Consider the following 17,154-nt stretch of genomic DNA (forward strand, 5'->3'; position numbering starts at 1 on the left):
AGGCGGCGATGCGTTTACGGGATGTGGCCGTGGGCGCGGCGACCTTGTTGGCGCCCTGCGTGGCTGACGCGCAGCAAAGTCCCGTCACCCTATATGGCGTGGTCGACCTGAGCCTGGCGGGCTTTTCGACGCAGGACCGCGGCACGGCCTTGAACATGCAATCGGGCGTGCAGTCCGGCTCGCGCTGGGGCTTGCGCGGCAGCGAGCCCCTGGGCAATGGCCTGCGCGCCAACTTTCAACTGGAAAGCGGCGTCGTGGCCAACAACGGCAGGTCGGCGCAAGGCAGCCGCCTGTTCGGGCGCGCCGCCTGGGTGGGCGTGTCGGGGGAGTGGGGCGATCTTCGGCTGGGCCGCCAGACCTCGGTGTCGTCGGCAACGCTGGCGGACTATGACGCCTTTCTGGCGTCCTACCTGATCACGGGCGCGCAGACGGCGCTGCTGCCCTACAACGCCAACCGCGCCGACAATACCGTGGCGCTGTGGAGCCCTTCACTGGACGGCTGGCGCGCGGGCGCGGACATCAGCCTGGACTACGACGGTGGCGGCGGCTTCAAGACCACGTCGACCAACAAGCTCTACAGCGCGGCGGTCGTCTATGAACAGCCCACTTACGCCGTCACCGCCACGGTGGAAGGCGCGCGCTGGGCGGACGGCACGGTGCAATCCGCCGCCATGGCGCAAGCCGGCGGCGCGCGCCAACCCATTGCCTACACACTGGCGGGCCGCGCCACGCTGGGCGCCTTCACGCTGTATGCGGCGGGCTCCATCATGCGCAATGGCTCGACGATACCCGCGGTGCAGTCACCCGGGCAGCGCGTGTACTTTCCCGGCAGCACCGTGCATGGCGTGATGGCGGGCGCCACCTGGCGCACGGGCGCCAACACCGTCATGGCGTCGTGGCAAGGCAGTTTTCCTGGCGGTGGCGCTCTGGCCCGCGATGGCGCCACGCACACGCAGCAGATCTATTCGGCGGGGTATGTGCATGACCTGTCCAAACGCACCAACCTGTACGCCGTGCTTGGCTACATGCGAGGCGCGTGGTCGGATCCGTCGTGGCATGAAACGCAGTACGCGGTGGGCATGCGACATCGGTTTTGAAGGGAGCCGGGAACGACTGAACCCGGCGGTTTCCTTGCCTCAGTCCCGCATCAACCTGCCAACCGCCACCGCAAGCCGGTCCATGCCTTGTTCGATGATCTCGGTGGACGTGGCGAAGGAAAAGCGCACGTAGGGCGACAAGCCATACGAACCGCCGTCGATGACCGCCACGCCGGCTTCGCGCAGGAAGAACAGGCTGACATCCAGGTCGGTCTTCAGTTCACCGTCCGGGCCGTTGCGGCCGATCAGACCTTGCACGTTGGCGTACACATAGAAAGCGCCGTCGGGCATGGCGCATGAGATGCCGGGCATGGCGTTCAGGCGGCGCACGATCAGGTCGCGGCGGGCTTGAAAGATGTCGACCATCTGGGTGACGCTGGATTGGTCGCCTTCCAGGGCGGCTTGCGCGGCCACTTGCGAGATGGCGCTGGGGCAGGACGTGCTTTGCGACATGACGGTGCTCATCGCCTTGATCAGGTCGGCCGGCCCCGCGCCATAGCCGACGCGCCAGCCCGTCATGGCGTAGGACTTCGACATGCCGTTGACGATCAGCGTGCGTTCGATCAAGCGCGGCTCTACCTGCACGGGTGAGGCATGCGCCTGGCCGTTGTAGCAGAAGGGCGCGTAGATTTCATCGCTGAGTACCCACACGTGCGGATGGCGCAGCAACACCTCGGTCAGGGCGTGCAATTCCGCGGCGCTGTACACGGCGCCGCTGGGGTTGCTGGGGGAATTCAGGATCAGCCAGCGCGTGCGCGGGGTGATGGCGGCTTCCAGCGTGGCGGCGTCCAGCTTGAAACCCTGTGATTCCGGGCCGGTCACGACCACGGGCTTGCCGTCGTTCAACAACACCATGTCGGGGTACGACACCCAGTACGGCGCGCAGACGATGACTTCGTCGCCGGGTTCCAGGCTGGCCGTCAGGGCCGCGCCGATGATCTGCTTGGCGCCCGCGCCCACGGTGATCTGGTCCATGCCGTAGGTCACGCCCAGGCTCAGTTCCAGGCTGTTGGCGATGGCGCGGCGCAGGCCCACGGTGCCGTTCGGGCTGGTGTAGCGGATGTCGCCGCCGGCAATGGCGTCCTGGCCGGCGCGCGCAATGTGGGCGGGCGTGGGCATGTCGGGTTCGCCAAGGGTGAAGTCGGCGATCTCGCGGCCTTGGCGGCGCAGTTCGTCAACGACGATCTTGGCGGCCATGCTGGGCGAGGGTTTGATCTGTTTCAGGCGGGCGTTGACGATGCTGTTCATGGTGAAGGCGTGCAATCGCGCGGGACATGTGGCTTACATGGCTGCCGCGCAGATTGCGTGCTTGGTCGATAAAGGAATGGACCCGCTTGTTGGCCAGGTCCAGAGCGAGTTCAACGTTGGCGCTTATTGCGGGCCGAGCTTCTTGATCAGGGCGTTGAGCATTTCCATTTCTTCGCCGGTCAGGTCGGTCAGCGGCGCGCGCACGGGGCCGGCGTCATGGCCGACAAGTTTCGCGCCAGCCTTGACGATGCTGACGGCGTAGCCGGCCTTGCGGTTGCGGATTTCCAGGTAAGGCAGGAAGAAATCGTCCAGCAAGCGGTTGGTGGTGTCGGAGTCTCCGGCGGCGATGGCGCGGTAGAACTCCATGGCGGTCTTGGGCACGAAGTTGAAGACGGCCGAGGAATACACCGGTACGCCCAGCGCGCGGTAAGCGGCGGCATAGACTTCGGCGGTGGGCAGGCCGCCCAGGTACGAGAAGCGGTCGCCCATTTTGCGGCGGATGCGGACCATGGCTTCGATGTCGCCAATGCCGTCCTTGAAGCCGACCAGGTTGGGGCAGCGTTCGGCCAGTTGGGCCAGGCTATCGGCCGACAGGCGCGACTGCGCACGGTTGTAGACGATGACACCGATCTTCACCGACTTGCAGACCTGTTCCACGTAGGCGGCGATGCCGTCTTGCGACGCTTCGGTCAGGTAGTGGGGCAGCAGCAGGATGCCCTTGGCGCCCTGGCGCTCGGCTTCCTGCGCATAGGCGATGGCGGTGCGGGTGGGGCCGCCCGCGCCGGCCAGGATGGGCACCTTGCCCGCGCAGGTTTGCACGGCGGTGCGGACGACGTCTGAATATTCCTGGGGCGCCAAGGAAAAGAACTCACCCGTGCCGCCGGCGGCGAACAGCGCGGTGGCGCCATACGGAGCCAGCCATTCCAGGCGTGCGGCGTAGGTCTTGGGGTTGAAATCGCCGTTCTGGTCAAAGTCCGTCACGGGGAAGGAGAGCAAGCCTTCCGATACGATTTCCTTGAGTTCCTGGGGAGTCGTCATGCCGTCATCCAATAAAAAGTAAGTAAGAAAAGCGGTTTAGGCGATGGTGGGACCATCTGCCGTGAAGAGATGTCGGTCATCGTACAACATGAAATTACCGCAGGCAATAGGCCTTGCACGGTCGGACGCCATCAGTGGTGAATCGCAACATTCAAGCGCCGCAAAATCCGGAATTACCCTAGATTGAAATGCCGGTATCTGACGCAGTATTCTCCGTTTCCGATAAGTTGTACGACAACGTACAAGAAAAGACGACCTTACCCTCGGGTCCCAATCAGGAGACAAACCTTGAAGGCATTTCCCTTGTTCCGCCGCACCCTGGCCGCGTTGGCCTTGACCACCCTGGGCGCCGCCGCCCATGCCGCCGACGACTGGCCGGCCGCCAAGCCGATCACCCTGGTGGTGCCGTTCGCGGCGGGTGGCACGTCCGACATTTTGGGCCGGATGATCGCGCAGGAACTGGGCGCCAGCCTGAGCCAGACCGTGTTGGTGGAAAACAAGGGCGGGGCGGGCGGCGTGCTGGGCGCCGACGCGGTGGCGCGCGCCAAGCCGGACGGCTACACGCTGCTGCTGGGCACCATTGCCACGCACGCGATCAACCCGGCGCTGTTGCCCGGCATCAACTACAACGCCGCCCGCGACTTTGCGCCGGTGATCTTGCTGGGCAGCATCTCGAACGTGCTGCTGGTGGGCGCCAACCAGCCGTACAAGAGCGTGCAGGACGTGGTGGCGGCGGCCAAGGCCAATCCGGACACCATTGCCTTTGGCTCGGCGGGCCAGGGCACCTCGCAGCATCTGTCGGGTGAAGTGTTCAAGCAACTGACCGGCGCGCATCTCACGCACGTGCCGTACCGGGGCAGCGCGCCGGCCATCCAGGACCTGATCGGCGGCCAGATTCCAAGCTCGTTTGAAACCGCGCTGGTGGCCTTGCCTTATGTGAAGAGCGGCAAGGTGCGCGCGCTGGCCGTCACCTCGGCCAAGCGCACCGAGGTCATGCCCGACGTGCCGACCATGCAGGAAGCGGGCGTGGCCGGGTTCGACGTCAGCAGTTGGCAGGGCATCTACGCGCCCGCCAATACGCCGCCGGCGGTGGTCGACCGCTTGAACAAGGCAATTGCGGCCATCATCGCCAAGCCCGAGGTGAACGCGAAGATGAAGGGCCTGGGCCTGGCGTACACGCCGAACACGCCGGCCGAGTTCACCGCGTTCCAAACCGGCGAACAGGCCAAGTGGGCGAAGATCATCGCCGACGGCAAGTTGCGGCCGCAGTAAGGGAAGACAAACCCGGGACCAAACCGGAAGGCCAAGCGGCGGGCGGCGCAAGTGGGGCGGCCGGGCGGCGAGGCGGGGCGGCGGGAAAAATTCCGGTAGGATTTCACCTTTGGCGAATTCCCTCCCGGAATTCCCGCCGCGAATTCCCACCCCCCGACCCCCACCCGCCACCATGCCGAAATCGTCGTCGCAGCCTGCCAACCGCTCTGCCTTTCCCCGGACTCTGTTGGTCGGCTTCGTGACGGCGGCGCTTGCCACGCTGCTGATCGCCTTCGTCAACGTGCGCTCGGCCGACGGCCGGTCCGACGCGGTCATGGCGATGGACCGCAGCACCGAGACCTTGCGCCAGCTCAGCCTGTTCAATTCCGCGGTCAAGGATGCCGAGATCGGCCAGCGCGGTTATCTGCTGACGGGCGACATCTCTTATCTGGAACCGTACCTGCGTTCGCTGCCATTGATCCAGCAGCGGCTGGCCGTGATTCGCACCGCCACCGACCACGACTCGGCGCAACGCCGCATCGTCAATGACATCGAAGGCATCACCCGGCAGAAACTGGCCGAGCTGCAGAGCACCATCGATATGCGCAAGGCGGGCGACGCGGAAGGCGCGCTGGCCGTGGTTCGCACCGACACCGGCAAAGAGGCGATGGACCGTCTGCGCGACCTGGTGGGCGAACTCTATACGCGGCAGATGGAAGAACTGGCGGCGGGCAAGAACGCCTGGTCGGACGCCACCACCACCTCGGCCTATTACTCGTGGGGCGGTTCGCTGCTGTTGCTGGTGCTGATCGGCATTTCAGCTGGCATGACCGTGCGCGAATATCAAGCCAAGGCACGCCAGTCCTGGGTGACGACCGGGCTGTCGGGCCTTAGCCTGCGTTTGCAGGGCGACCAGCGTCTGGACGACATCGGCAAGCACACGCTGGATTACCTGGCCGAATACCTGAATGCGGACGTGGGCGCGGGCTATGTGGTCGAGCGCGGCACGGGTGAACTGGAATTGTTCGGCGGTTTTGCCTTGCCGCCCGAACGGCTGGCGCAAAAATTCCTGCCCGCTGAAGGGCTGACGGGCCAGGCGGTCACCTCGCGCCGCCTGCTGCACGTGCGCAACGTGCCGGCCGGGCACCTGGAAGTGGCGTCCGCCGTGGGGCGTTCCAATCCGGCTGAACTGATGTTGGCGCCGGCCATGCATAACAACCGCGTCTATGCCGTGATTGAACTGGGTTTCAACCACCCGGTGGGCGACATGGAGCGCAGCCTGCTGGAAGGGGCGTCTGAAATGCTGGCGTCGGCCATCCGCGCGGGCCAGGACCGTACCCGCCTGGAGGCGCTGCTGGAAGAAACCCAGCGCCAGGCCGAAGAACTGCAGACGCAGCAGGAGGAACTGCGCGTCAGCAATGAAGAGCTTGAGCAGCAAAGCCGCATCCTGCAGGAATCGCAGGCGCGCATGGAGCTGCAACAGACCGAGCTTGAACAGACCAATACCAACCTGGAAGCGCAGGCCGAACAGTTGCTGCGGGTGCAGGACGCGCTGACCGAAAAGGCGCGCCAACTGACGCAGGCCAGCCAGTTCAAGAGCGAGTTCCTGGCCAACATGAGCCACGAACTGCGCACGCCCTTGAATTCCACGCTGATCCTGGCCAAGCTGCTGTCGGACAACAAGCCCGGCAACCTCAGCACCGAACAGGTCAAGTACGCGCAGACCATCTACGCGGCCGGCAGTGATTTGCTGACGCTGATCAACGACATTCTGGATCTGGCCAAGATCGAAGCCGGACAGGCCAGCATGGACGTCGAGCAGGTGTCGATCGCGCCGACCTTGCAGCGCCTGCTGGAGCCGCTGCGGCCGATGGCGCTTGAGAAAGGGCTGGCGCTGGAGCTGGACATCGAGCAGGCCGTGCCCGCCACCATGCATACCGACCCCAAGCGTCTGGGCCAGGTGCTGAAGAACCTGTTGTCCAACGCCCTGAAGTTCACCGAACGCGGCAGCGTCACGATGCGGGTATCACGGGTGTCGGGGCAGGGGGGCGAGCGGCTGGCGTTCGCGGTGCACGACACCGGCATCGGCGTTCCGGCCGAGCAGCAGGAATTGATTTTCGAGGCATTCCGGCAGGCCGACGGCAGCACGCATCGCAAGTACGGCGGCACGGGGTTGGGCCTGTCGATTTCGCGCGACCTGGCCGAACTGCTGGGCGGCAAGCTGACCGTGACCAGCACGCCGGGGCAGGGCAGCGTCTTTACCTTGGAAGTGCCGGTGCGCCTGGAAAGCCAGCAGCCGAGCGCCGGCGCGCGCGGCGCGGCGGCTTCGTCGCGGCCGGCGGCGCCGGCCTTTTGGGATGCGCCCCAGCAACGCCGCCACACTCTCTCCGCGCAGGCCTTGGCCGCCACGGCGCCCGTTGCCGAAGTGCCCGCCAGCGATGGCCCGGAGCCGGATCGCAGCATTCTGGTCATTGAAGACGACGAGCGCTTTGCCGGCATTCTTTCCGATCTGGCGCACGAAATGGGCTTTGGCTGCCTGCTGGCGCACACCGCGACGGACGGCCTGGACCTGGCGGTCCGCAAGCGGCCCAACGCCATCGTGCTGGATGTGAACCTGCCCGACTTCTCTGGCCTGGGCGTGCTGGACCAACTGAAACGCAACCCGCAAACCCGGCATATTCCCGTGCACGTGGTGTCGGTGGCCGACTATGCGCAGGAAGCCATGGGCCGTGGCGCGGTCGGCTACGCGCTCAAGCCGGTCAAGCGTGAAGAGCTGGTCGAAGCGTTGCGGCGCCTGGAAGCCAAGTTCACGCAACATGTGCGGCGCGTGCTGGTGGTGGAAGATGACGACCGCCAACGCGAAAGCGTGCGCCAACTGCTGGCGCGCAATGACGTCGAGATCGTGCCTGCCGCCACGGCGGAGGCCGCATTGGAATTACTGCGCGAGAACACCTTTGATTGCGTAGTGATGGACTTGAACCTGCCCGACATGAGTGGCTACGAGTTAGTTGAGCAGATGGCCGAGCAGGACAGCGTGTCGTTTCCGCCCGTGATCGTCTACACGGGCCGGGCCTTGTCGCGCGATGAAGAGCAGCATCTGCGCCGCTTCTCCAAGTCCATCATCATCAAGGACGCGCGTTCGCCCGAGCGCCTGCTGGACGAGGTGACCTTGTTCCTGCATCAGGTGGAAGCCGAGCTGCCACCCGAACATCGCCAGATGCTGGAACTGGCGCGCAGCCGCGATTCGGCGCTGGAAGGCCGCACGGTGCTGGTGGTGGAGGACGACGTGCGCAACGTGTTCGCGCTGTCCAGCATCCTGGAACCCACCGGCCTGCGGGTGGAAATTGCGCGCAATGGCCGCGAGGCGCTGGATGCACTGGAGCGCGCCGGGGCCGACGGCATGCCTGCGATCGACCTGGTGCTGATGGACATCATGATGCCCGAGATGGATGGCTACACGGCGATGCGCCACATCCGCAACCGGCCCGAGTGGCGGCGCCTGCCTATCATTGCGCTGACCGCCAAGGCCATGAAGGACGACCAGGAAAAATGCCTGGCCGCCGGGGCCAATGACTACATCGCCAAGCCGCTGGACGTTGAACGGCTGCTGTCCCTGGTGCGCGTCTGGATGCGCAGCTAACGCTGCCGCCCGCGCCGATTTCCGCTGAACACCCCCATGCCCGCCTCCGCCAAAGCCCGTGTTGATGATATCGAGCAGCGCCTGCTGCTTGATGCGATCTATCACCACTACCACTACGACTTTCGGCAATACGCGCAGGCCTCGCTGAAGCGGCGCCTGCAAAGCGCGCTGACGCAGTTCGGCTGCAAGACGCTGTCGCAACTGCAAGACCGCGTGCTGCACGAGCCGTCGGTATTTACCGCGCTGCTGCAATTCCTGACCGTACAGGTCAGCGACATGTTTCGCGATCCGTCGTACTTCCTGGCGCTGCGCACCGAGGTCATTCCCATCTTGCGTACCTATCCGTCCATCAAGGTGTGGGTGGCGGGGTGCAGCGCGGGTGAAGAGGTCTATTCGCTAGCCATCCTGCTGGCCGAAGAAGGCTTGCTGGACCGCGCGCTGATCTACGCCACCGACATCAACCCGCACGCGCTGCGCGCCGCCGAGCAGGGTGTATTTGACCTGGACCGGGTGGCGGCCTTCAGCGGCAACCACGCGCGGTCCGGGGGGCGTACGTCCTTGTCGGACCACTACACGGCGCGGTACGGGCGCGTGGTGTTCGACAAGCGCTTGCGCGAACACATGGTGTTTTCGGACCACAGCCTGGCCACCGACAGCGTGTTCGCCGAAGTCCACCTGATTTCGTGCCGCAACGTGCTGATCTATTTCGAGCGCGACCTGCAAAGCCGCGCGCTGGGGTTGTTTCACGACGCGCTGGTGCATCGGGGCTTTCTGGGCCTGGGCTCGCGCGAGTCGCTGCGGTTTTCGGCGCAAGCCGAAAACTTCGACGACTTCGTGCTGGAAGAGCGCATTTACCGCAAGAAGGCGGGATTATGAGCGCGAATGCCCCAACACCACCCGCTACGCCACGCACCCCGCCACGCACCCCGCCGCCTTCAGGCCCGTGGGACGCCATCGTCATCGGCGGGTCATCGGGCGCCATCGACGCGCTGAACGCGCTGGTGCCGGCCTTGCCCGCGCGCCTGTGCGCGGCAGTGATCGTGGTGCTGCATCTGCCGCGCGACCGCCGCAGCCTGCTGGTGGATATTTTTCGCGAACGCTGCGCCTTGCCCGTGCTGGAGGCGGAAGATCAGCTCTGGATACAACCCGGTCACCTGTACTTCGCGCCGCCGGACTACCACTTGCTGGTGGACCAGGGGCCGAGATTGGCCTTGTCGGTGGGCGCACCCGTGTATTTTTCGCGGCCATCGATTGACGTCTTGTTTGAATCCGCCGCCGACTGCTATGGCAACCGGTTGATGGGCATCTTGCTATCCGGCGCGAACGAGGACGGCGCGCAAGGCCTCGCGGCGATTCAAGCCGCCGGGGGCCGCACCGTGGTGCAGGCGCCGTCATCGGCCGCCATGCCCACCATGCCGAATGCGGCATTGGCGCGCCTTGCCGTAGACGATGCGCTGACACCCGATGAGATCGCCGCCATGCTGTCCCAATTGCCAACGCAGCCTGTGCTGTAACCCAACACTGCCTTGACATCATGTTCCTGACATCCACCAAACCACAAGAAGAACGAATCAAATGCCTGCTGGTCGACGACGTGCCCGAAAACCTGGTGGCGCTGGAAGCGCTGCTGGATAGCAGCCGGGTCCAGGTGCTGAAGGCGCAGTCCGGCCCCGAAGCGCTTGAACTGCTGCTGAACCATGGCGACGTCGCCCTGGCCCTGCTGGATGTACAAATGCCCGACATGAACGGCTTCGAACTGGCCGAACTGATCCGGGGCAGCGAGCGCACCCGCCACATTCCGCTGATCTTCATTACGGCAGGCTCGCGCGAGCAGAACTGGCAATTCCGTGGCTACGAAAGCGGCGCCGTGGACTTCCTGTACAAGCCCATCGACCCGCACATGCTGCGCATGAAGGCCAATGTGTTTTTCGAATTGCACGAGCGCAAGCGCGCGCTGGCGCAGCAGTTGGAAGAACGCACCGAAGCCCTGCGCATCAACGAGATGTTCATGGCGGTGCTAAGCCACGACCTGCGCACCCCCTTGCAGTCCATCGTCATGGGCGCGTCGCTGTTGCAGCGGCAGAACGACCCGACGCGCGTGGCGGGCCTGGCTCAGCGCATGCTGCAAAGCAGCGAGCGTATGGCGCGGCTGATCGAAGACCTGCTGGACGTGACGCGCATTCGCCAGACGGGCGGCCTGACGCTGGCATCCGCCCAGCAGCGCCTGGATACGCTGGTGCGCCGCACGGTGGACGAAGCGCAGACGGGCTTTCCCGATCGCCAGATCGAATGCGATTGCGTGGGCGACATGACGGGCGTGTGGGACGGCGAACGCCTGTGCCAGGTGTTTGCCAACCTGATCGGCAACGCCTTGCATCACGGTGAGCGCGATGTGCCAGTACACGTGCAGGCCGATGGCGCGGCGGCGGACCGGGTGACCGTGACCGTCAGCAATGGCGGCACGATTGCCCCGGCCTTGCTGCCGCACCTGTTCAACCCGTTTCGCAGCGGCGAGCGACGAACGGATAGCCACAACGGGCTGGGCCTGGGGCTGTTCATCGCGCAGCAGATCGTGCTGAGCCACGGCGGGCGCATCAACGTGGAATCCCGCGACGGCATCACGCGCTTTCGCGTGGAGCTGCCGCGCGGGGTTGCCGCGTAGCGCGGCCAGGCCACCGGCGCGCCGGCCGGCGAACCGGCGGCCGCCGGTTCGCCGGCCGCCAGATTGCCGCGTCTTCGATTAGAACTCCGCCGACACCGACAGCAGCACCGTCCGGGGTGCGCCAACGGTCAGGCCTTCGCGCGCGGCGGACTGCCAGTAGTTCTTGTTGAACACGTTTTCCACCGTGGCCCGCACCACCATCGGCGTGCCGTTGGCGTTGAACGCATAGCGCGCGCCTAGATCGAAGCGCGTCCACCCCGGAATCGTCTGCGTGTTGCCCACGTCCACGTACTGCTCGGTGGTGCGCAGCATGCGCGCGGTCAGGGTCAGGCCTTGCAGGAAGGGCGTGTCCCATTCCGCCGCCGCGTTGAATTGAAAGCGCGGCACGGCCGGTGCGTGGTTGCCATCGTTGACGCCGCCTTCCGTGCGCGTCAGGCGCGCGTCGGTGTAGGCCACGCCGCCCAACAGGCGTACGCCGGGCGCGGCGTCGCCTTGCACCAGCAATTCCAGGCCGCGGTTGCGCTGCTGGCCGTTGGATACGTAGCGCAGCGAGGCCGGATCCAGGTAGCTGCTGGGTTTTTCAATCTGGAACGCGCTGAGCGTGGTGGAGAATTCGCCGAAGTCGTACTTGCCGCCCACTTCGATCTGCTTGGCCATTTCCGGGGCGAACATTTCGCCCGCGTTGACGGCGCCTTCGGGCGCGGTCGCGCCCTGGCTCAGCCCTTCGATGTAGTTGCCATACAGCGACAGGCGTTGCGTGGGGCGCACCGTCAAGGCAAAGGCGGGCGTGACGGCTGACTTCTTGTATTCCGACGAGGTGCGGCCCGTGGCGGCATCGAAGTTGGTTGATTCGATGCGCTGGTGCCGGAAGCCCGCGATGATCTGGACGCGGTCATCAGCAAACGACAGCTTGTCGGCCAGCGCCACGCTGTACAGGCGCGACTCGCTGGTGCGGGGCAGGTCGCCGGGCCGCGCGATGTTCGGCTTGGGCAGATCGGCCGGGTCGTACAGGTTTGAAAAGATGGTGGTCGAACGGATGCGCGCCGACGAATAGTCGATGTCCAGCGCGCTGGCACTGATCGAGGGCTCGTGCTTGACCGGGCCGGTGTTGAAGCGACCACGCAGGCCGACTTCGCCCGTCTTGCTCAGCAACGATTCATTCAAGCGGGCGGGCACGGCGCCGATGTCGCCGTTGGTGTCCAGCATCAGCCAGCTGGTTTGCAGGCTTTCAAAATCATGCTTGCGCGCGCCGATTGCGCCGTACACCGTCCAATCCGGCGTCAGGTCGTATTCGGCGCGCAGCGCGCCCGACCATTCCTTGGTTTTCCAATAGGTCCACGACGGGAAGAAATTGCGGCGCGCGTCGGGCGCGGAACCGATGTCCGTGCCCGGCGCCGGCGCGAACAGCAGGCCGCTGCGCGCGTCGGTATTGCGGTTCTGATAGTTGATGTCGCCATCCACCCGGAAGCGTTCGCCTTGGTAGTCCAGGCCCAGCGCCACCGCGCCCAGGGTTTCCTTGGAGCCGTCCTGGGGCAGGTCGCCATCGCTGCCGGCCACGTTCAGGCGCACGCCCCATTCCTTGCTGTCGCCATAGCGGCGCGCCAGGTCGGCGTGGACGCCGAACTGCGAGTCGCCGATGTAGTTGACCGTGTAACGGTTAAGCGGTTCGACCCCGGCGCGCTTGGGCACCAGGTTGATGGCTCCGCCCACCGAGCCGTAAGGGGCCATGCCGTTGAGCAGGGCATTGGGGCCGCGCAGCACTTCCACGCGCTCGACGCCGATCAGCGAGCTGGCGTTGCGCGGCGATACGCCGTACAGACCGTTGAACGACACGTCGTAGTTAAACAGCGTGAATCCGCGGATGTTGAACTCGTCGCGCCCCGCGCCGCGTGAATAGGTGTTGCGCACAGACGGGTCGTTGACCAGCACGTCGCCGATGTTCTGCGCCTGCTGGTCTTCGATCAGCTTGGCGGTGTATTGCGTGGCGCTGAAGGGCGTGTCCATGTCGCTCATATTGCCCAGCAGCCCGACCCGGCCGCCCGTGGCCACCTGGCCGCCCGCGTAGGCGGGGGGCAGGCCGCTGCCCAGCGCGCTGCCGGTCACGGTCACGGGTTCCAGCGTGGCGGTGCCCGCGTCGGGGATGGCGGACAGGCGGAACTGGTTGGGCGCCTCGCGCGTGGCGCGCAGGCCGGTGCCGGCCAGGGCCTGGCTCAAGGCGTCGGCGCGCGAATAGCGTCCGCGCACGCCGCCGCTTTGGCGGCCGGCCAGCAGTTGCGGCGGGGCGGCCAGCAAGATGCCGGTTTCATTGGCCAGGCGGGTCAGCACTTGGCCCACGGGGGCAGCGGGAATGTCGAAGGTCAGCAGTTCGCTGGCCTGGCCGGCGCCCGCGGCCGTGGGCTGGGCATGCAGGGCCGGTGCCCAGATCGCCGACAGGGCGAGGGCCAGCGCCAGCGTGGGGGCAGGGGTAAATCGATGAGACATGACGGAACCTGTGCGCGCTTGCGAAAAAGGGAAAGGAAGTTGGCAATGTCCTGTGTTGCAGGAGCTCTCACTTTCCTAAATCGAACCTGGCTTCAAAACCCGGAACCACCGCGCGGATTTTTTTGATATTTTTTTCTACGCACGCGGTTCAAGGCTGATCCACCAGGGCAGGGTGCGCTGCAGGCGGATGGGCAGCACAGAGGCCAGCATGTCCAGCGCGCGGTCCACGTCGTTCAGCGGATAGCTGCCGAATACCGGCAGATCCCGCAGTTGCGGTGAAAGGCCCAGGTGCCCGGGGTGGTAGCGGCGCAGGGCGGCCACCACCTCTGACAGCGGAGTGCCGTCGGCCAACAGCAAGCCTTGGCGCCAGCTTTCCCGCGCGGGGTCGGCCGGCGTCATGGGTTGCAAGGTGTCGCGGGTGAAGCGCGCCTGCCGGCCCGCCGAGACGACTTCGCTGGCGCCCGAGCGCAAGGCGGTCACGCGGACCGCGCCGTCATAGACGGCAACCAGCGTGTCCGCGTCGGCCTCGCTGACCGAAAAGCGCGTGCCAAGGGCTTGCAGCGAGCCTTGTCCCGTGTCCACGAAAAACGGGCGCAGCGGGTCTTTGCCGGTATCGATGAGGATTTCGCCCGCCACCAGTTGCAGCCGGCGCTGCGTGCCGCTGTAGGCCACATTGAAGGCGCTGAGCGCGTTGATCCAGACGCGGGTGCCGTCGGCCAAGGTGACTTGCCGCGTTTCGCCCACGCCGGCCCGGTAGTCCGTGCCCCATAGCGTGGCCAAGGTGGACAAGGGCGTCTGGCGCCATGCGCTCCAGCCCAACCACGACAGGCCGAAGGCCGCGCCCAAGCCCAGCAAGACCTGGCGCCGACGGCGCGGCGCGGCGCTGATGGCCTGGTGGAACGCCGACACGGCGGCGTCGCGGTCGGGGCTGGTCTGCAAGGGGGTGAAGCGGCGGTCGATACGTTCCACGTAGCTCCAGGCCTGCCGCTGCTCGGCGCCCCGGTCCAGCCATTGGCGCCATTGCTGGCGCTCGGCCGAAGACGCCTGGCCGGTACGCAGCAAGGCGTACCACTCGGCGGCTTCTTCCATGACGTCGTGCGCGGGTTCGGACGCGGCCAGGGTGCTCATGTCGTGGCGGGGGAGGGGGTAATTGATTCGTCGGCCACGCGGTCCGCCTGGCCGTGGCTTAGGTCGTTTGTCGTGTCGTCGCTCAGCCCGGCGGCCAGCCGGGCTTCGAGCTTCATGCAGCACAGCATGGCGCGCGCCACGTACTTGCGCACCATGCGGGCGGATACCTTGAGCGTGTCGGCCACTTCCTGGTCAGTCATTTCGCAGGCCACTGCCATGACGAATGCGTGCGCAACCTTGGGTGGCAGCTCGCGCAGCATGGTGTCGATTTCGCCCAGCGCCTCAAGCACCATGGCCTGGTCCTCGGCGGACGACACGGTGGGTTCGGGTTGTTTGGCCAGTGTGTCCAGCCAGGCCTGTTCCAGGCTGCGGCGGCGCCATAGGTCCACGCACATGCCATTGGCCATCTTGCGCAAGTAGCTGCGCGCCTGCTGCGGGGTGTCGAAGTGGCAGGGGCGGGTCAAGAGGCGCACGAAAGCGTCGTGCGCCAGGTCCGCCGCGTCGGCTGCGTTGCCCAGGCGCCAATTCACCCAGGCCAGCAACCAATGGTGATGGTTGCCGTACAGGTGTTCAAAGTCCTGGGACAAAGGGAGGGCAGCGCTCAAGATCCCGCTCGCTCGCGATTAGTGTCCGCATCAACTGACTGGCTCGCCTGAACGGGCCGGTCATTAATGCTAATGCGAACACTTATCAATTATTTAACGAGCGCAGATTATGGCTTGCCCCCCGTGGCCTTGGCAACCCGGGATAAAACCAGTGTGGCGCCGCGGCGTCAGGCTGGTGTCATCACCCCATCGACCATGCGCGTGAGCGACAGCGGGTTGGCGCGCTTGACGCCGTCGGGCAGCAGCGCGTCGGGCAGGTCCTGATAGCAGACCGGGCGCAGGAAGCGGCGGATCGCGGTGGCGCCCACCGACGTGGACGCCGGGTTCGACGTGGCCGGGAAGGGGCCGCCATGCACCATGGCGTGGCTGACTTCCACGCCGGTCGGGTAGCCATTGGCCAGGATGCGGCCGGCCTTGCGTTCCAGCACGGGCAGCAGCGCTTGGGCTTGCGCCACGTCGGCCTCGTCCACGAACAGGGTGGCCGTCAACTGGCCTTCCAGGTGCTCGGCCACGGCCGTCATCTGGGCCACGTCGCGGCAGGCCACCACCAGCGAGGCGGGGCCGAATACTTCGGCTTCCAGTTCGTGCGACGCCAGGAAGCGGTCGGCCTGCGTACCGAACACGACCGCGCCGGCCGCGTTGGCATCGGGTTTGGACGCTTCGCCCCGGCCCAGCGTCGTGACGCTTGCGTGCTTGGCCAGCGCGTCGGCGCCGTCCTGGTAGGCGGCAAAGATGCCAGGGGTAAGCATGGTGGCCGCGCCCTTGGCCTTGACGGCTTCGGCGGCGGCCGCGCGGAAGCGGTCCAGTGCCGGGCCTTCCACGCCGATCACCAGGCCGGGATTGGTGCAGAACTGGCCCACGCCCATCGCCAGCGAATCCACAAACCCACGGGCGATGGCTTCGGCGCGCGCGTCCAGGGCGGCCGGCATCAGAAACACCGGGTTGATGCTGGACATTTCGGCGTAGACGGGAATCGGCACCGGGCGGGCATTAGCGGCGGCAACCAGCGCCAGGCCCCCTCGGCGCGAACCGGTGAAGCCGACGGCGGCAATGGCCGGGTGCGAGACGAGCGCGGTACCGATTTCGCTACCGGCGCCAAACAGCAACGAGAACGTGCCTTCGGGCAAGCCGTGCTTGGCGACGGCGGCCTGGATCACCCGGCCCACCATTTCAGAGGCGCCGGGGTGCGCGTTGTGCGCCTTGACGATAACGGGGCAACCGGCGGCCAGCGCCGATGCGGTGTCACCGCCCGCCACCGAGAAGGCCAGCGGGAAGTTGCTGGCGCCGAACACCGCCACGGGGCCCAGCGGCACGTTAGCCAAGCGCAGGTCAGCGCGCGGCAGCGGCTGGCGTTCGGGTTGCGCGGGGTCGATGGTGGCGTCCAGGAAGTAGCCGTCGCGCACCACGCGGGCGAACAGGCGCAACTGGCCCACGGTACGGCCACGCTCACCTTGCAGGCGCGCCACGGGCAGGCCGGTTTCCAGGTGCGTGCGTTCAATCAGCGCGTCGCCCAGCGCCAGGATGCCTTCGGCGATGCTTTCCAGGAACTGCGCGCGGGTTTCCAGCGGCGCGGCGCGATAGGGGTCAAAGGCGGCGCGGGCCAATTCGGCGGCGCGCGCGACGTCGTCCGCCGAGCCCGCGGGGAAGGCGGGCTCCAGGCGTTCGCCGGTGGCGGGGTTGATGGCGTGTTGCGCCGCGCCCGAGCCCAGGACGGCGCTTTTGCCGATCAGCATTTGGCCGGTCAGGGTCATGATGAATTCTCCAAAAAAGACAGCCCCTGGTCGGGGGCATAGGTGCACGGTAGATGCCGCGTTGAATGTAAGTCATCGTACAACACGAAACGCCCCAGTTTCAAGATGATTGCTCTATGTATGTACTTGTAGACAAGGGGAAACCCCAAATTTATTCATCCCCTATTTCGCGGATATTCTCATGGTTGTACGATAACGTATCGGATGCGCGGATTCGCGTGCATCGCTGCGTATCTCCCCAAGGCGAAAGGAT

At 66.0% G+C, this 17,154-nt stretch carries 12 protein-coding genes; 6 read left to right on the forward strand and 6 right to left on the reverse strand.

Translation table 11 applies throughout. The features are described from left to right. The first annotated feature begins 8 nt into the window (after positions 1–8). Positions 9–1,097: a porin gene (locus P8T11_RS04495; RefSeq protein ID WP_268078069.1), complete on the forward strand. Its 1,089-nt coding sequence runs from the start codon at positions 9–11 to the stop codon at positions 1,095–1,097. 39 nt (positions 1,098–1,136) lie between these two features. Here P8T11_RS04495 and P8T11_RS04500 read toward each other — a convergent pair whose 3' ends face one another. Together P8T11_RS04500 and kdgD are read right to left on the reverse strand one after the other, a co-directional pair. Continuing rightward, a complete protein-coding gene (locus P8T11_RS04500) occupies positions 1,137–2,345 on the reverse strand; it encodes an aminotransferase class I/II-fold pyridoxal phosphate-dependent enzyme (RefSeq protein ID WP_268078068.1) in 1,209 nt (402 codons plus the stop codon). A gap of 123 nt (positions 2,346–2,468) precedes the next feature. Next, entirely contained in the window at positions 2,469–3,383 is a 915-nt protein-coding gene (gene kdgD / locus P8T11_RS04505) for a 5-dehydro-4-deoxyglucarate dehydratase (protein ID WP_268078067.1), read from the reverse strand. A gap of 288 nt (positions 3,384–3,671) precedes the next feature. On the opposite strand from kdgD, the gene P8T11_RS04510 reads away from it, so the two are divergent. The 5 genes from P8T11_RS04510 to P8T11_RS04530 all read left to right on the forward strand — a co-directional run bounded on the left by P8T11_RS04510 (position 3,672) and on the right by P8T11_RS04530 (position 10,936). Next, positions 3,672–4,655 (forward strand): Bug family tripartite tricarboxylate transporter substrate binding protein, encoded by a 984-nt coding sequence (locus P8T11_RS04510; RefSeq protein WP_268078066.1) that lies wholly within the window; start codon positions 3,672–3,674, stop codon positions 4,653–4,655. Between the two features lie 172 nt (positions 4,656–4,827). Beyond that, positions 4,828–8,274 (forward strand): response regulator, encoded by a 3,447-nt coding sequence (locus P8T11_RS04515; RefSeq protein WP_268078065.1) that lies wholly within the window; start codon positions 4,828–4,830, stop codon positions 8,272–8,274. A gap of 36 nt (positions 8,275–8,310) precedes the next feature. Continuing rightward, a complete protein-coding gene (locus P8T11_RS04520) occupies positions 8,311–9,150 on the forward strand; it encodes a CheR family methyltransferase (RefSeq protein WP_268078064.1) in 840 nt (279 codons plus the stop codon). Then, on the forward strand, positions 9,147–9,788 hold the full coding sequence (locus P8T11_RS04525) for a chemotaxis protein CheB (RefSeq protein ID WP_268078063.1): 642 nt from the start codon (positions 9,147–9,149) through the stop codon (positions 9,786–9,788). Before P8T11_RS04520 ends, P8T11_RS04525 begins: the two co-directional genes overlap by 4 nt. Before the next feature lie 20 nt (positions 9,789–9,808). Continuing rightward, on the forward strand, positions 9,809–10,936 hold the full coding sequence (locus tag P8T11_RS04530) for a hybrid sensor histidine kinase/response regulator (RefSeq protein WP_268078062.1): 1,128 nt from the start codon (positions 9,809–9,811) through the stop codon (positions 10,934–10,936). A gap of 78 nt (positions 10,937–11,014) precedes the next feature. Here the strand turns inward: P8T11_RS04530 and P8T11_RS04535 are convergent, their stop codons facing one another. The 4 genes from P8T11_RS04535 to P8T11_RS04550 form a co-directional block, all read right to left on the reverse strand. Beyond that, positions 11,015–13,417 (reverse strand): TonB-dependent receptor, encoded by a 2,403-nt coding sequence (locus tag P8T11_RS04535; RefSeq protein ID WP_268078061.1) that lies wholly within the window; start codon positions 13,415–13,417, stop codon positions 11,015–11,017. 135 nt (positions 13,418–13,552) lie between these two features. Next, positions 13,553–14,545, reverse strand: coding sequence for a FecR family protein (locus P8T11_RS04540; RefSeq protein WP_268078060.1), 993 nt, complete (start codon positions 14,543–14,545; stop codon positions 13,553–13,555). Next, complete coding sequence (locus tag P8T11_RS04545; protein WP_268082448.1) at positions 14,542–15,132, reverse strand: sigma-70 family RNA polymerase sigma factor; 591 nt, start codon at positions 15,130–15,132, stop codon at positions 14,542–14,544. The genes P8T11_RS04540 and P8T11_RS04545 overlap by 4 nt, the downstream gene beginning before the upstream one ends. 185 nt (positions 15,133–15,317) lie before the next feature. Next, the gene (locus tag P8T11_RS04550) at positions 15,318–16,901 is read right to left on the reverse strand and encodes an aldehyde dehydrogenase (NADP(+)) (RefSeq protein ID WP_268078059.1); all 1,584 of its coding nucleotides are present in this window, start codon (positions 16,899–16,901) and stop codon (positions 15,318–15,320) included. Positions 16,902–17,154 lie beyond the last annotated feature (253 nt).

Origin of the sequence: Achromobacter spanius, assembly GCF_029637605.1 — a bacterium.
In the GTDB taxonomy this organism is placed as follows: domain Bacteria; phylum Pseudomonadota; class Gammaproteobacteria; order Burkholderiales; family Burkholderiaceae_B; genus Achromobacter; species Achromobacter spanius_E.